Source organism: Kosakonia pseudosacchari (assembly GCF_015167415.1).
Classification (GTDB): domain Bacteria; phylum Pseudomonadota; class Gammaproteobacteria; order Enterobacterales; family Enterobacteriaceae; genus Kosakonia; species Kosakonia pseudosacchari.
On record NZ_CP063425.1, the window covers coordinates 72450 to 95114 of the forward strand.

The 22665-nt window shown below is 54.9% G+C and carries 22 protein-coding genes; 12 read left to right on the plus strand and 10 right to left on the minus strand.

Annotated features, from left to right (window positions below; all coding sequences use genetic code 11):
* Nucleotides 1–7 precede the first annotated feature (7 nt).
* A complete protein-coding gene (rhaA, locus tag IP581_RS00345) occupies nucleotides 8–1267 on the minus strand; it encodes an L-rhamnose isomerase (RefSeq protein ID WP_193821516.1) in 1260 nt (419 codons plus the stop codon).
* Nucleotides 1264–2733 carry a rhamnulokinase gene (gene rhaB, locus IP581_RS00350; protein WP_193821517.1) on the minus strand — a complete coding sequence of 490 codons (1470 nt, stop codon included), beginning with the start codon at nucleotides 2731–2733 and terminating at the stop codon, nucleotides 1264–1266. The genes rhaA and rhaB overlap by 4 nt, the downstream gene beginning before the upstream one ends.
* A 299-nt stretch (nucleotides 2734–3032) precedes the next feature.
* Between rhaB and rhaS the strand changes: the two genes are divergently transcribed.
* The 4 genes from rhaS (at nucleotide 3033) to kdgT (ending at nucleotide 7012) form a co-directional block, all read left to right on the plus strand.
* Complete coding sequence (rhaS, locus tag IP581_RS00355) at nucleotides 3033–3869, plus strand: HTH-type transcriptional activator RhaS (protein ID WP_086873312.1); 837 nt, start codon at nucleotides 3033–3035, stop codon at nucleotides 3867–3869.
* A gap of 73 nt (nucleotides 3870–3942) precedes the next feature.
* On the plus strand, nucleotides 3943–4791 hold the full coding sequence (gene rhaR / locus IP581_RS00360; protein ID WP_193821518.1) for an HTH-type transcriptional activator RhaR: 849 nt from the start codon (nucleotides 3943–3945) through the stop codon (nucleotides 4789–4791).
* A gap of 360 nt (nucleotides 4792–5151) precedes the next feature.
* Nucleotides 5152–5772 carry a superoxide dismutase [Mn] gene (sodA, locus tag IP581_RS00365; RefSeq protein WP_086873310.1) on the plus strand — a complete coding sequence of 207 codons (621 nt, stop codon included), beginning with the start codon at nucleotides 5152–5154 and terminating at the stop codon, nucleotides 5770–5772.
* 256 nt (nucleotides 5773–6028) lie between these two features.
* On the plus strand, nucleotides 6029–7012 hold the full coding sequence (gene kdgT / locus IP581_RS00370; RefSeq protein ID WP_086873309.1) for a 2-keto-3-deoxygluconate transporter: 984 nt from the start codon (nucleotides 6029–6031) through the stop codon (nucleotides 7010–7012).
* A 36-nt stretch (nucleotides 7013–7048) separates the two neighbouring features.
* On the opposite strand, the gene IP581_RS00375 is transcribed toward kdgT, so the two are convergent.
* Nucleotides 7049–7942 (minus strand): dihydrodipicolinate synthase family protein, encoded by an 894-nt coding sequence (locus IP581_RS00375; RefSeq protein ID WP_193821519.1) that lies wholly within the window; start codon nucleotides 7940–7942, stop codon nucleotides 7049–7051.
* Between the two features lie 161 nt (nucleotides 7943–8103).
* Here IP581_RS00375 and yiiM point away from each other — a divergent pair, with 161 nt between their 5' ends.
* Nucleotides 8104–8778 carry a 6-hydroxyaminopurine reductase gene (gene yiiM, locus IP581_RS00380; protein ID WP_193821520.1) on the plus strand — a complete coding sequence of 225 codons (675 nt, stop codon included), beginning with the start codon at nucleotides 8104–8106 and terminating at the stop codon, nucleotides 8776–8778.
* A 34-nt stretch (nucleotides 8779–8812) separates the two neighbouring features.
* Here the strand turns inward: yiiM and cpxA are convergent, their stop codons facing one another.
* Complete coding sequence (gene cpxA / locus IP581_RS00385; protein ID WP_045512355.1) at nucleotides 8813–10186, minus strand: envelope stress sensor histidine kinase CpxA; 1374 nt, start codon at nucleotides 10184–10186, stop codon at nucleotides 8813–8815.
* Entirely contained in the window at nucleotides 10183–10881 is a 699-nt protein-coding gene (gene cpxR / locus IP581_RS00390) for an envelope stress response regulator transcription factor CpxR (protein WP_086873306.1), read from the minus strand. The genes cpxA and cpxR overlap by 4 nt, the downstream gene beginning before the upstream one ends.
* A 151-nt stretch (nucleotides 10882–11032) precedes the next feature.
* On the opposite strand from cpxR, the gene cpxP reads away from it, so the two are divergent.
* The 6 genes from cpxP (at nucleotide 11033) to IP581_RS00420 (ending at nucleotide 17140) form a co-directional block, all read left to right on the plus strand.
* The gene (gene cpxP, locus IP581_RS00395; protein WP_193822614.1) at nucleotides 11033–11536 is read left to right on the plus strand and encodes a cell-envelope stress modulator CpxP; all 504 of its coding nucleotides are present in this window, start codon (nucleotides 11033–11035) and stop codon (nucleotides 11534–11536) included.
* Nucleotides 11537–11686: 150 nt separating this feature from the next.
* Nucleotides 11687–12571, plus strand: a complete 885-nt coding sequence (fieF, locus tag IP581_RS00400) for a CDF family cation-efflux transporter FieF (RefSeq protein WP_097401921.1) — start codon at nucleotides 11687–11689, stop codon at nucleotides 12569–12571.
* Between the two features lie 210 nt (nucleotides 12572–12781).
* A complete protein-coding gene (gene pfkA, locus IP581_RS00405; RefSeq protein WP_193821521.1) occupies nucleotides 12782–13744 on the plus strand; it encodes a 6-phosphofructokinase in 963 nt (320 codons plus the stop codon).
* 147 nt (nucleotides 13745–13891) lie between these two features.
* Nucleotides 13892–14881 carry a sulfate ABC transporter substrate-binding protein gene (locus tag IP581_RS00410; RefSeq protein ID WP_017459650.1) on the plus strand — a complete coding sequence of 330 codons (990 nt, stop codon included), beginning with the start codon at nucleotides 13892–13894 and terminating at the stop codon, nucleotides 14879–14881.
* A gap of 122 nt (nucleotides 14882–15003) precedes the next feature.
* Nucleotides 15004–15762 carry a CDP-diacylglycerol diphosphatase gene (locus tag IP581_RS00415; protein WP_193821522.1) on the plus strand — a complete coding sequence of 253 codons (759 nt, stop codon included), beginning with the start codon at nucleotides 15004–15006 and terminating at the stop codon, nucleotides 15760–15762.
* Nucleotides 15763–15835: 73 nt separating this feature from the next.
* Complete coding sequence (locus IP581_RS00420; protein WP_193821523.1) at nucleotides 15836–17140, plus strand: SLC13 family permease; 1305 nt, start codon at nucleotides 15836–15838, stop codon at nucleotides 17138–17140.
* Between the two features lie 39 nt (nucleotides 17141–17179).
* Here IP581_RS00420 and tpiA read toward each other — a convergent pair whose 3' ends face one another.
* Nucleotides 17180–17947 (minus strand): triose-phosphate isomerase, encoded by a 768-nt coding sequence (gene tpiA, locus IP581_RS00425; protein ID WP_193821524.1) that lies wholly within the window; start codon nucleotides 17945–17947, stop codon nucleotides 17180–17182.
* Between the two features lie 107 nt (nucleotides 17948–18054).
* Entirely contained in the window at nucleotides 18055–18654 is a 600-nt protein-coding gene (locus IP581_RS00430; protein WP_193821525.1) for a YiiQ family protein, read from the minus strand.
* Nucleotides 18655–18767: 113 nt separating this feature from the next.
* On the opposite strand from IP581_RS00430, the gene IP581_RS00435 reads away from it, so the two are divergent.
* The gene (locus IP581_RS00435) at nucleotides 18768–19187 is read left to right on the plus strand and encodes a DUF805 domain-containing protein (RefSeq protein ID WP_086873301.1); all 420 of its coding nucleotides are present in this window, start codon (nucleotides 18768–18770) and stop codon (nucleotides 19185–19187) included.
* Here IP581_RS00435 and fpr read toward each other — a convergent pair whose 3' ends face one another.
* The 3 genes from fpr to glpK all read right to left on the minus strand — a co-directional run bounded on the left by fpr (nucleotide 19188) and on the right by glpK (nucleotide 22656).
* Nucleotides 19188–19934 carry a ferredoxin--NADP(+) reductase gene (fpr, locus tag IP581_RS00440; protein ID WP_086873300.1) on the minus strand — a complete coding sequence of 249 codons (747 nt, stop codon included), beginning with the start codon at nucleotides 19932–19934 and terminating at the stop codon, nucleotides 19188–19190. It lies immediately after the preceding gene.
* Nucleotides 19935–20030: 96 nt separating this feature from the next.
* On the minus strand, nucleotides 20031–21041 hold the full coding sequence (glpX, locus tag IP581_RS00445; protein WP_017459643.1) for a class II fructose-bisphosphatase: 1011 nt from the start codon (nucleotides 21039–21041) through the stop codon (nucleotides 20031–20033).
* A 106-nt stretch (nucleotides 21042–21147) separates the two neighbouring features.
* On the minus strand, nucleotides 21148–22656 hold the full coding sequence (glpK, locus tag IP581_RS00450) for a glycerol kinase GlpK (RefSeq protein ID WP_193821526.1): 1509 nt from the start codon (nucleotides 22654–22656) through the stop codon (nucleotides 21148–21150).
* Nucleotides 22657–22665 lie beyond the last annotated feature (9 nt).

Here is a 22665-nt window from a genome sequence, read left to right on the forward strand (position 1 = left end):
GCAGCGATTAGCCACGTTTGCTTAATACGTCTTTCTCATAGGCACGCACGCTTTCCAGCCACTGGCTACCGGCTGGCGTATCGTGGCGCTGGCAGTACATTTCCCACACCGCCTGCCACGGCAGGGATTTCTGCTCTTCGAGCAGCGCCAGACGCGCGGTGTAATCACCGTCCGCTTCCAGTTGGCGCAGTTGTTCAACCGGTTCGAGCAGCGCGCGCAGCAGCGCTTTTTTCATGTTGCGCGTGCCAATCACCCACGCGGCGATGCGGTTGATGGAGGCGTCGAAGAAGTCGAGCCCGATGTGGACGCGATCGAACAGTTTGTGGCGGATAATTTCACTGGCGATGGCCTGCGTTTCGTCATCCAGCAGCACAACGTGGTCGCTGTCCCAGCGTACCGGACGGCTGACGTGCAGCAGCAGACGCGGCACATAAAGCATGGCGGCAGAGATTTTGTCGGAGATAACCTCCGTCGGATGGAAGTGGCCGGCATCAAGGCACAGCGCGGTCTGGCGGCTGGTGGCGTACCCCATATAGAACTCGTTGGAGCCGACGGTGTAGCTCTCTGCGCCGATGCCGAACAGCTTACTTTCCACCGCGTCGATATGGTGCGCCGGATTCAGTTTTTCGCTGATCACCTCATCGAGCGCGTCGAGCAGACGCTGGCGCGGCGCGAGACGGTCAACGGTGACATCTTTCATGCCGTCCGGGATCCAGATATTCATTACTGACGGCGTACCCAGTTGCTCGCCGAACCAGGCTGACACGCGACGGCTGGCTTTCACGTGATCGATCCAGAACTGGCGGATCTCGGGATTGGCGTGGGAGAGCGTAAAACCATCGGCGCTCAACGGGTGCGAGAAGCAGGACGGGTTGAAGTCCAGCCCTAGGTTATTGGTTTTTGCCCACTGTACCCAGTTTTTGAAGTGTTCGGGTTTGATTTCATTCCGCGCGACCGGCGTTTCGGCTTCGTGATAAATCGCATGCAGGTTCAGGCGTTTTGGACCTGGGATCAGGCTTAGCGCTTGTTCCAGATCGGCGCGTAATTCCGTGGCGTTGTGCGCTTTGCCCGGATAATTACCGGTAGCCTGAATGCCGCCGGTCAGGCTGCCTTGCGGGTTTTCGAAACCGGCAACGTCATCGCCCTGCCAGCAGTGCATGGAAACCGGCAGCCTGTCGAGCTGGCGCAGCGCCTCCTCGACATCAATCCCCACAGCGGCGAAACGCTGTTTAGCTATGTCCCAGGCTTGTTCAAGTTGAGTGGTCATGCGCAAAGCTCCTTTGTCTGTCGTTTTGGCTGAAAGCGCGCGACATAGCGGGCGATTTCATTATCAGGATTAGGGGTAAACGTAATCAGTGAGTGGTTAGCCGTGATCAGCTGGCGAAAATCATCGACGTTGCTTAACTCATCCAGCGTCATCAGTTGCACGCTAATATTGCCCAGCGTCGAGGCCTCCACCGGCCCGGCGACGACCGTCAGCCCGCAGGCATCGGCGCAGAGCTGGTTCAGTAACTGGTTCTGGCAGCCGCCGCCGACAATATGCAGGCGGGTAAACGGCTTACCGCGCAGGAACGCCAGTTCGCTCAGCACATCGGCATACAGCAGCGCGAGGCTATCGAAGATGCAGCGCGCCAGTTCGGCGGCGTTCTGCGGTACGGGTTGGCCCGCGTCCCGGCAGGCGGCCTGGATCTCAGCGCTCATGTTGTCCGGGTTGATAAAGCGATCATCGTTCGGGTTAATCACAAAACGGCAGACAGGAAGTTGCTCGGTGAGCGCGATTAACGCCGGTAAGTCGGAGATGTTTTGCTCTTTCAGCACGCGTTGCAGCAGCCACAACCCCATGATGTTTTTCAGTACCCGGTAACGGCCTTCGGCACCGCCTTCATTGGTGATGTTGGCAGCGAGCGCCTCATCGCTGGTGTAGGGGGTTTTGCTCTCAAAGCCCATCAGTGACCAGGTGCCGGAAGAGAGATAGGCCGCGTCGTGATTTTCCAGCGGTGCGGCGATCACCGCGCTGGCGGTATCGTGGCTGGCGACGGCGACGACCGGAATGGCATTACCCTGCGGGCAGATCCAGTTGCCGATAACATTGCCCGGATGGGTTGGCGTGCCAAACCAGCGAGACGGAACGCCAGCCCAGCCCAGCAATGATTCATCCCAGGTATCGGTATTGATATTGACCAGTTGGGTAGTGGTGGCGTTGGTGTATTCCCAGTTGAGATTGCCGGTCAGGCGGTAGCTGAAGTAATCCGGGATCAGCAGCGCGTGATCGGCCTGTTCCAGCAAGTGCGGTTGCTGTTCTGCTAATGCGCGTAACTGGTACAGGGTGTTGAAGGGTAAAAACTGAATACCGCTGCGACGATAGATATCGGCTTTGCCGGGATTTTGCAGCGCCCGGTGCATCACGCCATCGGTGCGATTGTCGCGGTAGGCTATCGGCAACCCGACGCGCTGGCCTTCGCGGTTAATCAGGATGTAATCAACACCCCAGGTATCAATACCGATGCTGTCTGGCTGTATGCCTTCGGCGCAAACCTTGTTCAGTCCAAGGCGGATTTCAGCTTCCAGGCCGTCGATATCCCAGCAATCAAAGCCGTCCACTTTTTGCAGACAGTTTATAAAACGGTGAATTTCGCGAAGCGAAAGCGTGCGGTTCTGACGGTCATAGCGCGCCAGCATGACGCGTCCGCTGGAGGCGCCTAAATCCACCGCAACACAATGGCGAAAAGTCATGATCGGGTCCTTCTTAGAGTCATTGCGGACAGTCTAAAAAGGGCGCGACAGCCGTACCTTCTTGCTACTGACAGCGGCGATTTCGCGCTGGCAAGAAAGCAAAGGTGAACGTGAGAGAGTTCACAGTTTCCAGTAATCGCGCGGTTTTCGGCCATTGTGACCCTCACCACATTTCCCGATCTTTCCGGGCGTTTCTTGAAAAAACGGCAGGCTATGCGCGAATTGGCGTCGAAAATTTAAGGTGAGGTCGAAAACCCTTAATTACTATTTTGAGAACATTTCTCAAGACCGGGGCAATCATGACCGTACTGCATAGCGTGGATTTTTTTCCGACAGGTAAATCACCCGTTGCCATTGAACCGCGATTGCCCCAGGCCGCGTTTCCGGAACATCACCATGATTTTCATGAAATCGTTATTGTCGAACACGGAACGGGGATCCATGTTTTTAATGGCCAGCCTTATACCATCAGCGGCGGCACGGTCTGTTTTGTGCGCGATCATGACCGCCATTTGTATGAACATACCGATAATCTCTGTTTGACCAATGTGCTGTACCGCTCGCCGGATGCGTTCCAGTTCCTTGCCGGGTTGAACCAGTTGCTGCCGCAGGAGCAGGATGGGCATTACCCGTCGCACTGGCGGGTAAGCCAGCACACGCTGGGGCAGGTGCGCGGCATCATTAGCCAGATGGAAGAGATGGGCAGTGAAGTGGCAACCCATGACATTGCCAACCGCGAGATCCTGTTTATGCAGTTGCTGGTGTTATTGCGTAAAAGCAGCCAGCAGGAAGATGCGGGTAACAGCGATGCGCGGCTGAACCAGCTGATGCTGTGGCTGGAGGATCACTTCGCCGAGGATATTTGCTGGGAGTCGCTGGCGGAACAGTTCACCTTGTCATTGCGCACGCTGCATCGCCAGCTTAAACAGTCCACCGGTATGACGCCGCAGCGCTATTTAAACCGCCTGCGGTTGATTAAGGCACGCCATATGCTGCGCCACAGCGACGAGAGCGTGACGGATATCGCGTTTCGCTGCGGGTTCGGCGACAGTAACCACTTTTCGACGCTGTTTCGCCGCGAATTTGACTGGTCACCGCGTGATATTCGCCAGGGGCGCGACACGCTGCTCCAGTAACGAGAAGGTTATCACCGATTTTTTTTCGGGCTTCCGCTAATAATGTCAGGTTGTTCACGGCAGAGGTGGCGTTGTGGCTGGTGAGTTAATTCTTCGTAAAGCAGACTTTTTCCCGCGCGCCGGACAGGCGGTTGTGGTGGCCGATCGCTACCCGCAAAATGTCTTTGCTGAACATACGCATGAGTTCTGCGAACTGGTGATGGTGTGGCGCGGCAATGGGTTGCATGTGCTTAATGACCGGCCTTACCGCATTACGCGCGGCGATCTGTTTTATATTCGCGCCGAAGATTGTCACTCTTACGCCTCGGTTAATGACCTGGTGTTACAGAACATTATCTACTGTCCGGACCGGCTGACGCTGAATCTCGACTGGGCCGCGCATATTCCGGGGCTTAACGGCGCGCCGTCCAACCCGCACTGGCGGATTGGTAGCAGCGGAATGGCGCAGGCGCGGCAGGTGATTACGCAACTTGAACATGAGAGCGCGAAGGACGATCCGCTGGCGAATCTGATGGCGGAAACCCTGTTTGCCCAACTGGTGATGACCCTAAAACGCCACCGTTTCGCTACCGATAACCTCGCCGCGACCCACAGTGAAGCACTGTTGGATAAACTGATCACCGCCCTTTCCGGCAGCCTGAATCGCAGCTTTGTGCTGGAGCGTTTTTGTGAACAGGAACAGTGCAGCGAGCGGGCGCTGCGCCAGCAGTTTCGCACTCAAACCGGGATGACTATCAACCACTATTTGCGCCAGTTACGCATTTGCCATGCGCAATTTTTGTTGCAGCACTCCGAGCAGATGATCAGCGAAATCGCCATGCAGTGCGGGTTTGAAGACAGCAACTACTTTTCGGTGGTGTTTAGCCGGGAAGTGGGGATGACGCCGGGTCAGTGGCGCCATCGCAGCCGGGTTGCTGCCTGATTCGCTTGCCCTGTCTGGTTCGACGCACTACGCAGCCCTGTCTTGCGGGTTGCCATCAATGGTTTTCCACCCTTAAAAACCTCATCCAGCCGCACACAGATTGCTGCGCTGCCTGGTCGATGGACGTAAAAATCGCACAAAGGATCACACTTCAAATATTTGCCGCGTTGCGTTGCAGACCGGCAACCATGGCGTGATGCGGACGGACGGCTTCACGATTTCAATAACATAACCAAAAGTTATAACCTTATTAAAACTACGGCATTGATAAACATTTTCAATATCATTTAATTAACTATAATGAACCAACTGCTTACGCGGCGTTAACACAATAGCCGCTTACCCTTAATGGAGATGAATATGAGCTATACACTGCCCGCTCTGCCGTATGCATACGATGCCCTCGAACCGCATTTCGACAAGCAGACGATGGAAATCCATCACACTAAACATCACCAGACCTACGTGAACAACGCGAATGCCGCGCTGGAAAGCCTGCCGGAGTTCGCCAGCCTGCCGGTTGAAGAGCTGATCACCAAACTGGACCAGCTGCCTGCGGACAAAAAAACCGTACTGCGTAACAACGCAGGCGGTCACGCGAACCACAGCCTGTTCTGGAAAGGCCTGAAGACAGGCACCACCCTGCAGGGCGACCTGAAAGCTGCTATCGAGCGTGATTTCGGTTCCGTGGACAACTTCAAAGCTGAATTCGAAAAAGCAGCGGCAACTCGCTTTGGTTCCGGCTGGGCATGGCTGGTACTGAAAGGTGACAAACTGGCTGTGGTTTCTACCGCTAACCAGGACTCCCCGCTGATGGGTGAAGCGATCTCTGGCGTGTCCGGCTTCCCGATCCTGGGTCTGGATGTGTGGGAACACGCTTACTACCTGAAATTCCAGAACCGCCGCCCGGACTACATCAAAGCGTTCTGGGACGTAGTGAACTGGGACGAAGCGGCTGCGCGTTTCGCTGCGAAAAAATAAGCCGCTTTCGTCACGTACGATAGCGTGAGTCGAAGCCCCGCCAGGCGTTGCCAGCGGGGCTTTTTTATTCCTTTTTGCCCGCCAGAAACCAAAAGGAACGCTGATCCTAAAATAATGAAATAATGTTTTGTTATGGTTGTTTGATCACTTTTCTCGCATCAATCCGGGTCTACGCTCTCTTCATCCGCGCGGCTGTTGTTCCGTTCAACCGGAGTGCCAGCGCCATAAAAATCGAACGGTTTTTACAGGTGAAGATATGCAAATCAAGCGTGCAATAGAGAAAATCCCTGGCGGGATGATGCTGGTTCCATTGTTCATCGGTGCCTTGTGCCACACTTTTGCGCCTGGTGCCGGGAAATACTTCGGTTCGTTCACTAACGGCATGATTACCGGGACGGTGCCGATCCTTGCAGTGTGGTTTTTTTGTATGGGAGCTTCAATCAAACTGAGCGCGACCGGTACGGTGCTGCGTAAATCCGGCACGCTGGTGGTGACGAAAATCGCGGTGGCGTGGATAGTGGCGGCGGTTGCGTCGCGGTTGCTTCCGGAACACGGCGTGGAAGCTGGGTTTTTCGCCGGGCTATCGACGCTGGCACTGGTGGCCTCGATGGATATGACCAACGGCGGGTTGTACGCCTCCATCATGCAGCAGTACGGCACTAAGGAGGAGGCCGGGGCATTTGTGCTGATGTCGCTGGAATCCGGCCCATTGATGACGATGATCATCCTCGGTACTGCTGGTATTGCTTCTTTTGAACCGCATGTGTTTGTCGGCGCGGTGCTGCCCTTCCTCGTGGGGTTCGCGCTGGGTAATCTCGACCCGGAACTGCGCGAGTTCTTCAGCAAGGCGGTGCAGACGTTGATTCCGTTCTTCGCTTTCGCGCTTGGCAACACCATCGATTTAAGCGTGATTGCGCAAACCGGGCTGCTGGGGATTTTGCTCGGCGTCGCGGTGATTGTCATCACCGGGATCCCGCTGATTATTGCCGATAAACTGATTGGCGGCGGCGACGGAACCGCGGGGCTGGCGGCCTCCAGTTCGGCGGGTGCTGCGGTGGCTACGCCGGTGCTGATTGCTGAAATGGTGCCGGACTTCAAAGCGATGGCCCCGGCAGCCACCGCGCTGGTGGCGACATCGGTGATTGTTACTTCGATCCTGGTGCCGATTTTGACTTCTGTCTGGTCACGAAAAGTGAAAGGGGCGGAAGCGGAAGTTTTACTACGAAACACCGTCAAATAACGCAATGAGGCCGACCTTTACCGGTCGGCTTTTGCATTACCGGATAGCAAAAACGGTGTCGATAAGGTTGCACTGATCTTCATTGAGGGCGCTGCCGAAGTTACGGGCGACAGGCGTGCAGTAGCCAAATTTGCGCGATACCACGGTTTTGATGGTAGTAACAAAATCGTCGCCAATGCTGTAGATGACCATCAATTTGCCGATCTCTTGCTGCACCTGATGCAGCGTTGCCACATCACCTTGCCGCCACGTTTCCCGCGCTTTAACAAACAGTTCCGGCATCACGTTGTTTAAGCCTGAAATCACCCCTGCGCCGCCCGCCAGCAGGTTGGGAATGAAATATTCGTCGTAACCGCACAGCACGGCGAAATCATCGCGCACGTTCTTGGTTGCCAGAATCATATTGCGGGTGTGCGACTGGCAATCCACGGTGTCTTTAATGCCAGCAAAATCGGGGAATTCGGCGGCCAGCGTCGCCACCAACTCGGGGGTTAAATCGCAGCCGGTTCGCGCCGGGAAGTTATAGGCAAACCATTTGCCGCTGATCGCTTTGCCCAGCGCGCGGAAGTAGCTTAAAAGCTGGTTGCTGGTTTGCCCATAGTAATAAGGCGGCAGCACCATCACGGCTTCATAGCCTGTGCGGTAGGCTTCATCCGCCATCCACAGGATGTCGTTAAAACAGGTGGAAGAGACGTTAGCCACCATCGAAATGGGTGACATAGCGCGCGCTTCACGAATCAACATTATTCGTTCATCGAGTGTGAAAGAGGCGAACTCGCCGATACTGCCCATCAGCAATACCACGTCGATTTTCGCCGCCGTCAGGCGGGTAATATGCTGCTTTAATCCATTGAGATCGATGTTGCCTTCACTGTCCATCGGCGTGATGGAAGGACACCAGACGCCGGAAAAGGGGATTGTTTGCGTCACGTCACTGCCTCCTCGATTAATGAAATCATGTTTCAAAAGCGTAAGGTAAGTGATAGCACGGCACAGCGGTGCGCATGTGCATGAATGTCTCATTTTTGCAGGTTTGGTCTGCGAACAATTGTGGTGTAATACCGTGATGAACGAAGCCTGTTGGAGGGAATATGCAACATCCGGTTGACGTGTTTGTAGGAAAAATAAGGGATTATCAGGGCAGCCGACCGAGCGCCATCGCAAAATTGCAGGTTGATGGTGAACTCACGCTAACCGAAACCGGCATCGTCGGGGACGAGCAGGCGGAAAAGAGTTACCACGGTGGGACGGATCGCGCGTTGTGCCATTACCCGCGAGAACACTATGCGCACTGGGCGCAGATGTTTCCGCAGCAGGCGGCATTATTTTGTGCGCCCGCGTTTGGCGAAAACCTTTCCACCAGCGGCCTGACAGAGAAAAATGTCTTTATCGGCGATATCTTTCGCTGGGGCGACGCGCTGATTCAGGTAACGCAGCCGCGCTCGCCCTGTTTCAAACTCAATTTCCACTTTGGCATCAGCGATATGTCTTCGCAGATGCAGTCCAGCGGTCGCACTGGCTGGCTTTATCGGGTGATTGCGGGCGGCAATGTGTCGGCGGAAGCACCGCTGGAGCTGGTTTCACGTGTAAGTGATGTTAGCGTTTATGACGCAGCGGCGATTGCCTGGTTTCAGCCATTTGACGATGAGCAGTATCATCGCCTGCTGTCCGCTGCGGGATTGTCGGCGAGCTGGACACGTACGATGCAAAAGCGGCGTTTGAGCGGCAAGATTGAAGACAATTCACGCAGGTTGTTGGGAAAATAAAACGCCTCCTCCGGTGAGCGGAGAGGGCGGGTTATCAAGCGCGTTTATATAACGGCAGCCATATCGTCAGGCGTAAACCACCGAGCGGGCTGTCGTCTGCTTTTACCCAGCCGCGATGCTGCTGGATAGCGGTTTCGACAATCGCCAGACCAAGCCCCGTACCGCCGGACTCGCGATCGCGTGCTTCGTCGGTGCGGTAGAACGGGCGGAAAATCTGTTCCCTGTCTTCCGGGCTGACGCCGGGACCGTCATCGTCCACATTAATGGTGATGCCGTCTTTATCCACCGCGAAACTGACTTCGATTTTGCTGTGCGAGTAGCGCAGCGCATTGCGCACGATGTTTTCGACCGCACTTTCCAGTGCGCTGGGGTTACCGTACAGCGGCCACGGGCCTGGCGGGAAATTGACCGTCAGGGATTTGCCCATCTGTTCCGCTTCAAACGCCGCGTTATCCAGCACCTCATTCCACATCTGATTGGCTTTCACCGTTTCGCTGACCAGCGCGTTTTTCTGCTGATTGCGCGACATCACCAGCAGATCGTTGATCATGCTGTCCAGCCGCTGCGCCTCAGTTTCAATGCGCTCCAGCTCTTTGCTTTCACCGCTGCGGCGACGCAGCAGGGCGGTGCCGAGCTGTAAGCGCGTGAGCGGTGTACGCAGTTCGTGAGAGATGTCAGAAAGCAGGCGCTGCTGTGCGGTCATCATGCGTTCGAGCGCCGTGACCATCTGGTTGAAACTGGCGCCGGCGGCCAGAAATTCCTGCGGCCCGGATTCCAGTTCCGGATGTTGCCGCAAGTTGCCTTGCGCCACTTCATCCGCCGCATTTTTCAGCTTCCTGGCCGGTTTCGCCAGGCTCCACGCCAGCCACAACAGCAGCGGCGAGCTGATAAGCATGGTGACAATCAGCAGCAATAACGGGCGGTCAAACAACAGGTTGATAAAGTCAGATTGTGAACTGCTGGCGGGACGAATCAGATAGAGTTGGTAGTTATCTTCCCCGTCACGAACGGAGAAGGGCCCTACCATTTCGACCCGGCCATATTTTTTCTTCTGCGGATGGTCGGAGTTGTCCGCCTGGCCGATGAAGTTACGGATGATTTGCATCTCGTTGCGTTCGGCGCCAATGACGCGCCCTTCGCTGGTCACCAGCAGCAGACGTTGACCCGGCGGCGCCCATTTGTCAATGGCGCGAAAAAGCCTGCGCCACCACATCAGGTCGTTCGGCGGGTCGTTCGACAGTTCCGCTTCAACATGTTGTTCAATCATCACGCCCTGGCGTTGCTCGCTGTCCAGCAACTCCGTCATCTGACGGGAGTCCAGCTTTGGCACCATCAACACCAGCATCAATACCAGCGCCAGCGTTAACCAGAAAATGGCAAAGATGCGGGCGGTCAAACTTCCTATCATGAAGCGGACACCATCAGATAACCGCGGCCACGCAGGGTTTTAAACCACGGATGCCCATCTTTACGCTCCGGTAGTTTGCGGCGCAGATTGGAAATGTGCATATCGATAGCGCGATCGAACGGTGTTAAACGTTTACCCAGCACTTCCTGGCTCAAATGTTCACGCGATACCACCTGGCCTAAATGTTGAGCCAGCAAGTAAAGCAGGGTGAATTCGGTGCCGGTCAGTTCCAGCGCCTGGCCTTCAAAACTGGCTTCCTGACGACCCGGATTCAGACTTAGCGCGTCCACTTCAAGCGTAGGCGAGCCGTTATCGTTGCTTTGCTGCTGTTCGCTCCAGTGCGAGCGACGAAGGATGGCGCGAATACGCGCGACTAATTCACGATCGTTAAACGGTTTTGGCAGATAGTCATCCGCGCCCAGCTCAAGGCCGAGTACGCGATCGAGTTCGCTGCCGCGGGCGGTCAGCATAATGACCGGTGTCTGGTGTGTCTGGCGTAGCTCTTTAAGTGTGTCGATACCGTTTTTCTTCGGCATCATGACATCAAGCAAAAGCAGGTCGATGCTGTCGTCGAGGAGGTCGAGCGCCTGCTCCCCGTCATGGGCAACGAGCACATTGAAACCTTCCATGTCGAGAAGCTCCTTTAACAGGGAAGTAAGCTCTCGGTCATCATCTACTAAAAGGATTTTATTCATTGTTTAAATACCTCCGAGGCAGAAATTACGTCATCGAGACTCGCTAATCCATGACTTTACGTTGTTTTACACCCCCTGACGCATGTTTGCAGCCTGAATCGTAGACTGATTATCGTTGAATCGTGAGACGAAAAGGTTACTGGAGTAAATGATGCGCATCGTTACCGCTGCCGTCATGGCCTCAACGCTGGCGTTTAGCACCGTTAGCCAGGCTGCTGACGTCGTAACAGGCGATAACTGGCACCCGATTGATGGGTTTGCGCAGCGCAGTGTTCAGAGCCATATGTTCGACGGTATTAATTTAACCGAACATCAGCGTCAGCAGATGCGGGATTTAATGAGGCAGGCGCGGCACGATCAGCCTCCTGTTAATGTTAGCGAAATGGAGACAATGCATCGCCTTGTCACCGCAGAAAATTTTGATGAAAACGCTGTGCGCGCTCAGGCAGAAAAAATGGCGCAGGAGCAAGTAGCTCGTCAGGTTGAAATGGCGAAAGTCCGCAACCAGATGTACAACCTGCTTACGCCGGAGCAGCAAGCGGTTTTAAACCAGAGACACCAGCAACGGATGACGCAACTGCGCGAAGTGGCGCAGATGCAACAAAGTTCTCCGTCGATGGTTATGAGTAGCAGTAGTACCCGGCATTACCAGTAACAAACCCTGTTTTCCTTGCCATAGACACCATCCCTGTCTTCCCCCTCATGATGAGGGGGTTTTTTTTGCCCGCAATTCCACTGCTTAATTTCCCCATTGCTGTTGTCTGCCTTTCGTTATAATCCCTGCAGGATCCAGGCAGGAGCGTTTATGAATCAATCCTATGGGCGTTTGGTTACCCGGGCAGCGGTTGCGGCGACCGTCACGGCATCGTCACTGCTGGTAATTAAAATCATCGCGTGGTGGTTAACCGGTTCGGTCAGTATTTTGGCGGCGCTGGTGGATTCGCTGGTGGATATTGCCGCGTCGTTAACCAACTTGTTAGTGGTACGCTATTCGCTGCAACCCGCTGACGAAGAGCATACATTCGGCCACGGAAAGGCGGAATCGCTGGCGGCGCTGGCACAAAGTATGTTTATTTCTGGTTCGGCGCTGTTCCTGTTTTTGACGGGGATTCAGCACCTTGCTAAACCTGAACCGCTTCGTGATGCAGGTATTGGTATTACGGTCACGTTGATCGCGCTGTTTAGCACTGTGATCCTTGTCACTTTTCAGCGCTGGGTAGTGCGGAAAACCCACAGCCAGGCGGTGCGGGCGGATATGCTTCATTATCAGTCTGATGTTATGATGAACGGCGCAATTCTCATCGCGCTGGGGCTCTCCTGGTATGGATGGCATCGTGCAGATGCATTGTTTGCGCTGGGTATTGGCAGCTATATTTTGTATAGCGCGTTACACATGGGGTATGACGCGGTTCAGGCATTGCTGGACCGAGCTTTACCCGACGAAGAGCGACAGGAAATTTTCACCATTGTCACCTCCTGGCCGGGCGTCAGCGGCGCTCACGATCTTCGCACGCGGCAGTCAGGGCCGACCCGCTTTATTCAAATACATTTGGAAATGGAAGATAACCTGCCGCTCGTTCAGGCACATCTTATTGCTGAGCAGGTAGAACAGGCGATTCTGCAACGTTTCCCGGGTTCTGATGTGATAATCCATCAGGACCCATGTTCGGTAGTACCTCAAGGACGATAAGCACGCAGAGGCTTTCGTATTTCGTTGTAAAAGAGTGAGCCAGACCAACTTTTTGTGTATAAATTACCGCCATTTGGTCTGACCTGAATCAATTCAGCAAGCTGGGATTGATATACTATTTGCACCATAGCAGCATAGTTGTTCGCTCCCACAGGGGAGTCGCTTCGGGCCACAGAATTTTATTTTGCATTCCTAAGTTCAGAGGTAGTCATGATTAAAAAAATCGGTGTGTTGACAAGTGGCGGTGATGCGCCAGGCATGAATGCCGCGATCCGCGGCGTCGTCCGCGCAGCATTGACAGAAGGTCTGGAAGTGTCAGGTATCTATGACGGTTACCTCGGCCTGTACGAAGACCGCATGATCCAACTTGACCGCTACAGCGTGTCCGACATGATCAACCGCGGCGGTACATTCCTCGGCTCCGCCCGCTTTCCGGAATTCCGTGAAGAGCATATCCGCGCCGTGGCTATTGAGAACATGAAAAAACGCGGTATCGACGCGCTGGTGGTAATCGGTGGCGACGGTTCCTACATGGGCGCTAAGCGACTGACTGAAATGGGTTTCCCGTGCATCGGTCTGCCGGGCACCATCGATAACGACGTAGCAGGTACCGACTACACCATCGGTTACTTCACCGCGCTGCAAACCGTGGTGGAAGCCATTGACCGCCTGCGTGACACCTCTTCTTCCCACCAGCGTATTTCCATCGTTGAAGTGATGGGTCGCTACTGCGGCGACCTGACGCTGGCGGCGGCGATTGCGGGCGGTTGCGAGTTTATCGTACTGCCGGAAGTGGAATTCAACCGTGAAGACCTGGTAGCAGAAATCAAAGCGGGTATCGCCAAAGGTAAAAAACACGCCATCGTGGCGATTACCGAGCACATCTGCGATATCGACGAGCTGGCGAAATACATCGAAAGCGAAACCCAGCGTGAAACCCGCGCCACCGTTCTTGGTCATATCCAGCGCGGCGGTTCTCCGGTGCCTTACGACCGCATTCTGGCTTCCCGTATGGGTTCTTACGCGATCGAACTGCTACTGCAGGGTTATGGCGGCCGTTGTGTTGGTATTCAGAACGAAAAAATGGTGCACCACGACATCATCGATGCCATTGAGAACATGAAACGCCCGTTCAAAGGCGACTGGCTCGACTGCGCGAAAAAACTCTACTAAGAGCAAAAACGCCCTCAATAACGAGGGCGTTTTTTTATCCTGATTTATTCCCCAAAGTTATAGCCAATCTTTTTTTATTCTTTAATCATTGGATCTCTTTCTGGCAGTCTGACCACATCAAAATCGATAACCTTAAGAGAGTGGGCGATGAATAAATGGGGCTTGGGGATTACATTACTGCTGGCTTCTACCAGCGTTCTGGCAAAGGATATCCAGTTATTAAACGTCTCTTACGATCCAACGCGTGAGCTGTATGAGCAATACAACAAAGCCTTCAGCGCGCACTGGAAACAAGAGACTGGCGACAACGTTGTGATCCGTCAGTCCCATGGCGGTTCCGGCAAACAGGCAACCTCTGTTATCAACGGTATCGACGCCGACGTGGTCACTCTGGCGCTGGCCTACGATGTTGATGCGATTGCAGAGCGTGGTCGTATCGATAAAAACTGGATCAAACGCCTGCCGGATAACTCCGCTCCGTACACCTCGACCATCGTTTTCCTGGTGCGTAAAGGCAACCCGAAACAGATTCATGACTGGAACGATCTGATTAAACCGGGCGTTTCTGTGATCACGCCGAACCCGAAAAGCTCTGGTGGCGCGCGCTGGAACTACCTGGCAGCCTGGGGCTATGCGCTGCATCAGAACGGCGGCGATCAGGCAAAAGCGCAGGAGTTCGTCAAAGCGCTGTTTAAAAATGTCGAAGTGCTGGATTCCGGCGCGCGCGGTGCGACCAATACCTTCGTTGAGCGCGGCATCGGCGATGTACTGATTGCGTGGGAAAACGAAGCGCTGCTGGCAACGAACGAACTGGGCAAAGACAAGTTTGAAATTGTCACCCCGAGCGAATCTATTCTCGCAGAACCGACCGTCTCCGTTGTCGACAAAGTGGCAGAGAAGAAAGGGACTGAGAAAGTTGCGGAAGCCTATCTGAAATATCTCTACTCGCCGGAAGGCCAGGAGATTGCCGCGAAGAACTTCTATCGTCCGCGTGACGCGCAGATAGCGGCGAAATACGCCAGCGCGTTCCCGAAACTGAAACTCTTCACCATTGATGATGTGTTCGGTGGCTGGACGAAAGCGCAAAAAGAGCACTTCTCTAACGGCGGTACGTTCGACCAAATCAGTAAACGTTAATCTCCCCCGGACGCCCTCGTAAGAGGGCGTTTTGCTTTTCATCTGCGCAAAATCCAGGATTTTCAACTTGCCTTGCAATTTGCGCTATCATTCCGGTTCTTTCAGCTAAGGAAGCGGAAAAAATGAAAAAAGTGCGTCGCATCGTCATTGTTCTGTTGGTGCTGGCCTTACTGGCAGCGGCGGGAGCGTGGTTATGGTTTAAAAACAGCGGTAACCCGGATGCACTGCGCCATATCGTCACCGAACAATGTTTACCGAATATGCGTGAGCATAACTCGCCACAACCCTGCGCTCAGGTGAACCTGAAAAGCGGCTATGTGTTGATGAAAGATCGTAATGGACCGCTGCAGTTTTTGCTGATGCCAACGTACCGCATCAACGGCACGGAAAGCCCGTTGCTGCTGCAACCGACAACGCCCAACTTCTTCTGGCAGGCGTGGCAATCCCGCGATGTGATGAGCAAATTGCGTGGCAGCCCGGTGCCGGACAGCGCGATCTCGTTGACCATTAATTCACGCTTCGGGCGCACGCAGAACCATTTTCATATTCATATCTCCTGCCTGCGTTCCGATGTGCGCACGCAACTGAATGACAATGCGGCACGCATCAGTAGCCAGTGGCTGGCGTTTCCGGGCGGTCTGCTCGGTCATCAATATTTAGCCCGCCGCGTGACGGAAGAAGAGTTGGTGCAACGCAGCCCGTTTGTGATGCTGGCAGAAGAAGTGCCGGAAGCAAAAGCGCATATGGGACGCTTCGCGCTGGCAATGGCGCAGCAGGCCGATGGCTCATTTGTGTTGCTGGCCACCGAGCGCAATCTGTTAGCGCTTAACCGCGCATCGGCAGAGGAAATTCAGGATCATCAATGCGATATCCTGAAATAACCCCACCATAATTCACGTTTACTCCGCCTGCCTGTCACCGTAGACTTGCTGAAAAAATCTACAGGAGACAGGCATGTCGCTCTGGTTTGCTCACCCTCTGTTCCTTCCCTCTGTCATTGTCGGCATCACCATCGTGCTGTGGGCCACCTCGTTATTGCCGGAATTTATCACCGCGCTGCTGTTTTTTACGGCGGCGATGGTGGCGAAAATTGCGCCGCCGGAAGTCATTTTTGGCGGTTTCGCTTCATCGGCCTTCTGGCTGGTATTCAGCGGGTTTGTGCTCGGTGTGGCAATACGCAAAACCGGGCTGGCGGATCGGGCGGCGAGAGCATTATCGGCAAAGCTGGCCGACTCATGGCTGCAAATGGTCGCAAGCGTTGTACTGCTCAGTTACGCCCTGGCGTTTGTAATGCCTTCGAACATGGGGCGCATTGCGTTGTTGATGCCAATCGTCGCAGCAATGGCAGCGCGCGCAGGCATTAACGAAGGGACGCGCTCCTGGTATGGACTGGCGCTGGCGGTCGGTTTTGGCACTTTTCAGTTATCGGCAACCATTTTGCCCGCCAACGTCCCAAACCTGGTGATGAGCGGCGCAGCAGAAGGCTCTTACGGTATTCATCTTAACTATGTGCCTTATCTGCTGTTGCATACGCCGGTGCTTGGCATTTTAAAAGGGCTGATTTTGATTGGCCTGATTTGCTGGCTTTTTCCTGGTCGGCCCCGCGCCTCTCGTGAACAAACCCCTTCTGAACCGATGAGCCGGGAAGAGAAACGACTGGCGTGGATGCTGGCAGTGGTGCTGACGCTGTGGGTTACCGAAAGCTGGCACGGCATCGGCCCTGCATGGACGGGGCTTGCTGCCGCCTGCGTGACGCTGTTGCCGCGCGTGGGTTTTATCACTGGCGATGAGTTCGCCAGCGGCGTGAACATTCGCACTTGTATCTATGTGGCGGGCATTCTCGGCCTGGCGATTACTGTGACGCAAACCGGGATCGGTAGTGCCGTTGGTGACGCGCTGCTGCACGTGATGCCGCTCGATCCGGCGCGGCCGTTTACCAGTTTCCTGGCGCTAACCGGTATTACCACGGCTCTCAATTTCATTATGACCGCGAACGGCGTACCGGCGCTGTTTACTACGCTTGCGCAGAGTTTCGCCGACGCCACCGGTTTTCCGTTGTTGTCAGTGATCATGATCCAGGTGCTGGGGTACTCCACGCCGCTGTTGCCGTATCAGGCGTCGCCGATTGTGGTGGCGATGGCGCTCGGCAAAGTCCCGGCGAGATCGGGGATGCTGCTCTGTCTGGCACTGGCGGTGGTGACGTATCTGGTGTTGTTACCGCTGGATTACGCGTGGTTTAGCGTGCTGGGGAAATTGTAAGAGAAAACCCTCTCCCTGGCAGGGAGAGGGTAAACAGCATTACGCCTGTTTTGCCGCTTCTGCCGCTTTAACGATCACCGCGAAAGCGTCTGCTTTGAGGGATGCGCCGCCAACCAGTGCGCCGTCGATATCCGGCTGGGTGAACAGCTCAGCTGCGTTGCCAGCGTTAACGGAACCGCCGTACTGAATGATCACTTGTTCAGCCACTTTCGCGTCGGCTTTAGCAATGTGGTCACGGATAAATTTGTGAACAGCCTGTGCCTGAGCCGGGGTAGCGGATTTGCCGGTACCGATAGCCCAAACCGGTTCGTAGGCAATTACCGCGCCTTCGAATGCCGCAGCACCCTGCGTTTTCAGCACGGCGTCGATCTGACGTGCGCACACTTCTTCGGTTTTACCGGCTTCGTTTTCTGCTTCGGTTTCACCGATACACAGAACCGGCGTCAGACCCTGCGCTTTCAGCACCGCGAATTTCTTCGCGATCAACTCGTCGGATTCTTTGTGGTAAGTGCGGCGCTCAGAGTGGCCGATGATGATGTATTTCGCGCCAATATCTTTCAGCATTTCGGCAGAGGTTTCGCCGGTGAATGCGGCAGACAGGTTAACGTCAACGTTTTGCGCGCCCAGTACGATGTGGCTGCCGTCAGCGGCGTGTTTAGCCAGATCGAGATACATTTCCGGCGGAGCGATTGAGACAGCACAACCCGTTACGCCAGTCAACTCGGTACGCAGGTTTGCAACCAGTTCGTTTACCATGTGGCGGCTGCCGTTCAGTTTCCAGTTACCCATCACTAAAGGATGTCGCATTTTTACTCTCCACGCGCTTGGCGAATTAAGGAATATGGCCGCCCCTCAGGGCAGCATGGTCTGTGAAACAGTATAGAGATTCATCCCCTGAAAGGCTTTGCTTTTTGTCATTTATTGTTCTCTTCCAGCGAATCAGATAGCGTCAGCTTAATCGGTTCAACAGCGAAGGTCAGCCCTTTTTCGCCGTTGTCTGCCACCACATAGCGAATCGCACCTTCCGTTTCGGCGTAATAAGGTTTGTTTTTGCCGTTAGTCAGCAATTTTTGCAGCTTTTGCGTACTTTGCGTGGCGGTTAGCGTCGGTAAAAAGGCACGGATAAACGCCGCCATATACTCCTGAGCCTTTGCTTTCGCCGCTTTTTGCTCCGGGCCTTGCACTGGCAGCCAGGTAATCTGCATCGATTTGATTTTCAGCGTACCGCGCTCCAGCGCCGTTGAGGCGTAGAGGTAATCATTGATTTTCGTGGCTGCGCGCGTCAGGTTCGCCTGATCGCCCCGGCTATCCACCGCGCGAAATTCACTGAGTGCCAGCGTCGGGTTATCGGTGTTGAATTTCTCGCGAAATTGACTAATCGACTGGTCAAATGTCGGCGCGCCCGGCAATAAATAGGGCGCAGTGGTGGCGGTCGGCGGCTCTTCTGCATGAACCGGCATGCTGAAAACCAGCGCGGAAAAGAGCAGCCAAATGGGATAACGCCATGCTTTCATTCACATCGCCCTCTGTTGAGTTTGCTCACGATTAAAACGATATCGGGCTGGCTTGTCAAAAACTCCCGCCGCCAGGGTAAACTACGCAGCACTACGATAATAAGGAACCTTACATGGGCATACAGCAGTGGTTGTTCTCTTTTAAAGGGCGCATTGGGCGTCGTGATTTTTGGGTCTGGGTGATCCTGTGGGTGTTGAGTATGACGGTGCTGTTCACGCTCGCCAACGGCGGCATGCTCGATTTTCAGATGGCGGCATTTATCCTGGTGTGTCTGATCTGGCCGACAACCTGCGTGATGGTAAAACGCCTGCATGACCGGGGGCGTCACGGTGCGTGGGGCTTGCTGATGGTGCTGGCGTGGATGCTGCTTTCGGGTAACTGGCAAATACTCGGTGGTACGCTGGAGTGGACGGTGGGGCGTCTCATTCCGGTGGTAATTATCGTCATGATGCTGATTGACCTGGGCGCGTTTATTGGCACCCAGGGAGAGAACAAATACGGCAAAGAGACGCAGGATGTGAAGTACCGCTGATTACCAGTAGTGTTCGGCGGTGATATGCCCCGGACGGCGGCGAAGGTGCTTAGCCATCTGCCGGGTATCTTTCAGTAACTGTGTGGTATCGCGCACCATTTGCGGGTTGCCGCACAACATCACATGGCTGGTTTCGGCATTTAACGCAAGTCCAACGGCCTCTTCCAGCGCACCGCTTTCAATCAACGCCGGGACGCGCCCGGTCAGCGAACCGGAAAGGGTTTCCCGACTGACCACCGTCTGAATCCGCAATTTCCCTTCGTAGCGTTTTTGCAGTTCCAGCATCAGTGGCAAATAACTTAAATCCGCCGCGTAGCGCACCGCATGTACCAGCACCAGATTTTTGAAGCGCTCCAGATCTTTGCCTTCCTGCAAAATCGACAAATACGGCCCAATCGCGGTGCCGGTTGCCAGCATCCATAAAGTCTCGCAGTCCGGTATTTCTTCCAGTACGAAGAAACCGGCGGCTTCGCTCACCAGCAACACTTCGTCCCCCGGCTGAAGCGCGGCCAGGCGTGGGCTGAGTTTCCCTTCCGGTACGGTAACCAGATAGAACTCCAGATCGGGATTGCTCGGTGCGTTTACGTATGAGTAGGCGCGCTGTACGCGCTCGCCGTCAATTTCCAGCCCGAGCTTGGCGAATTGTCCGGCAGTGAAGGGGTGAACGGGGGCATGAACGGTGAGGCTGAATAGCGCATCGGTCCAGAACTGCACCTTTGTGACTTTTCCTGTTACCCAGTCCGCCATGGTTTTCTCCTGTTCTGTAGCGTTGCCTTATCTTCGTGTCTGTCGGGTGAGATTTCCAGCCCGCGAAGGCCGGAAAGCTCAATTGAACAAATACCCTTACAGTATATGACGCTGCACTTCCGGGTCTTTGCGATCCAGGTAGTGAATAGACTGAATACGGCGAATGGTGCGCGATTTGCCGCGGATCAGCAGCGTTTCGGTGGTGGCGATATTGCCTTTACGGGTGATGCCGTCCAGCAGGTCGCCTTTGGTGATGCCGGTGGCAGCGAAAATCACATTGTCGCTGCGCGCCATTTCATCCAGACGCAATACATTACCCGCTTCAATTCCCATACCACGGCAGCGTTTTAACTCATATTCGCCAATACGACGATTCTCTTCGTTGTCGCCTTTTACCTGATGGCGCGCCAGCAGACGGCCCTGCATATCGCCATCGAGCGCGCGGATAACCGCCGCGGAAACCACACCTTCCGGCGCGCCGCCAATACCGTAGAGAACGTCCACTTCGCTATCCGGCATGCAAGTGAGGATCGACGCGGCAACGTCGCCATCGGGAATGGCGAAAACACGTACGCCCAGCGCCTGCATTTCGGCAATGGTGGCGTCGTGACGTGGTTTAGCCAGAATGGTGACCGTCAGTTCACTCAGCGGCTTGCCGAGCGCAGCGGCGACATTACGCAGGTTATCAGCCAGCGGCAGATTGAGATCGATAGCGCCTTTTGCGCCAGGACCGACTATCAGTTTCTCCATGTACATGTCCGGCGCGTTGAGGAAACAGCCCTTATCGCCAACCGCCAGCACTGCCAGCGCGTTGGCCTGGCCCATTGCCGTCATGCGTGTCCCTTCGATCGGGTCAACGGCGATGTCGACCGCGTCGCCTTTGCCGGTACCGACTTTTTCACCGATAAACAGCATCGGCGCTTCGTCTATCTCGCCTTCGCCGATCACGATGGTGCCGTCAATGTCGACATTGTTGAGCATGATGCGCATCGCGTTAACCGCTGCGCCATCCGCCGTGTTCTTATCGCCACGCCCCAGCCATTTGTAGCCAGCCAGCGCTGCAGCTTCGGTCACGCGGGAGAATTCGATGGCAAGTTCTCGTCTCATAACAAACTCTATAGTGAAAGAAATTGAGCGAAGTTTATCACAGCGAGAAGCGGAGGGTTTGTTGAGCAGCCCCCTCTCCGGGGAGAGAGGGCAAGGTTGAGGCTAATTACTTGTCGTGATCTTCCCACGCCAGCGCGCGTTTCACCGCTTTTTTCCAGCCGTCGTAGCGGAAGTTACGCTCGGTGGTTTCGATACCCGGACGGAACTCACGTTCGATAACCGCTTTTTCCTGAAGTTCATCCAGGTTCTGCCAGAAACCAACCGCCAGACCTGCAAGGTAGGCCGCACCCAGCGCCGTAACTTCACGCACTTCCGGACGTTCCACGCGGGTGCCGAGAATGTCAGACTGGAACTGCATCAGGAAGTTGTTGGCAACCGCACCGCCATCCACGCGCAGAGCGTGTAAGCGAATGCCGGAATCTGCCTGCATCGCTTCCAGCACGTCGCGCGTCTGGAACGCGATAGACTCAAGCGTAGCGCGGATGATGTGGTTCGCGTTGACGCCACGGGTCAGACCGAAGATGGCCCCACGTGCATACGGGTCCCAGTACGGCGCGCCCAGGCCGGTAAAGGCCGGTACGACATACACACCGTTGGTGTCTTTCACTTTGGTGGCGAAGTATTCAGAGTCGAAGGCATCACTGATAAGCTTCATCTCATCGCGCAGCCACTGAATGGATGCGCCCGCCATAAACACGGCACCTTCCAGCGCGTAGTTCACTTCACCTTTCGGGCCGCAACCGATGGTGGTCAACAGACCATGCTCAGATTTCACCGCTTTCTCGCCGGTGTTCATCAGCATAAAGCAGCCCGTACCGTAGGTGTTTTTCGCCATCCCTTCTTTCACGCACAACTGGCCAAACAGCGCCGCCTGCTGGTCACCGGCGATACCGGCGATAGGAATACGTGTGCCGCCTTTACCACCAATGTTGGTCTGGCCATAAACTTCAGAAGACTTACGTACTTCCGGCAGCATGGCGCGCGGGATGTCCAGCGCCTCCAGCATTTTGTCATCCCAGTCCAGCTCGTGGATGTTGAACAGCATGGTACGTGAGGCGTTGGTGTAATCCGTCACGTGTACGCGACCCTGGGTCATTTTCCAGATAAGCCAGGTATCAACAGTACCGAACAGCAATTCACCGCGTTTCGCACGTTCGCGCGAGCCTTCAACGTGATCGAGGATCCATTTCACTTTGGTGCCGGAGAAATACGGGTCAACCACCAGACCCGTGGCGTTGCGTACATACTCTTCCATGCCGTCGCGTTTCAGTTTTTCGCAAATATCAGCGGTACGGCGGCACTGCCAGACAATCGCGTTATGAATCGGTTTACCGGTTTCACGTTCCCAGACGATCGCGGTTTCACGCTGGTTAGTGATGCCGATAGCGGCGATTTCGTCGGAATTGATATCCGCTTTCGCTAATACTTCTACCAGCGTAGAGCTCTGCGATGCCCAGATTTCCATCGGGTCGTGCTCAACCCAGCCTGGCTTCGGATAAATTTGTTCAAACTCGCGCTGAGAAACGCTGATGATGTTGGCGTCATGATCCATCACGACGGCGCGGGAGCTGGTAGTGCCCTGGTCGAGCGCAACGATATATTTTTTGTCAGTCATGGTTATGTT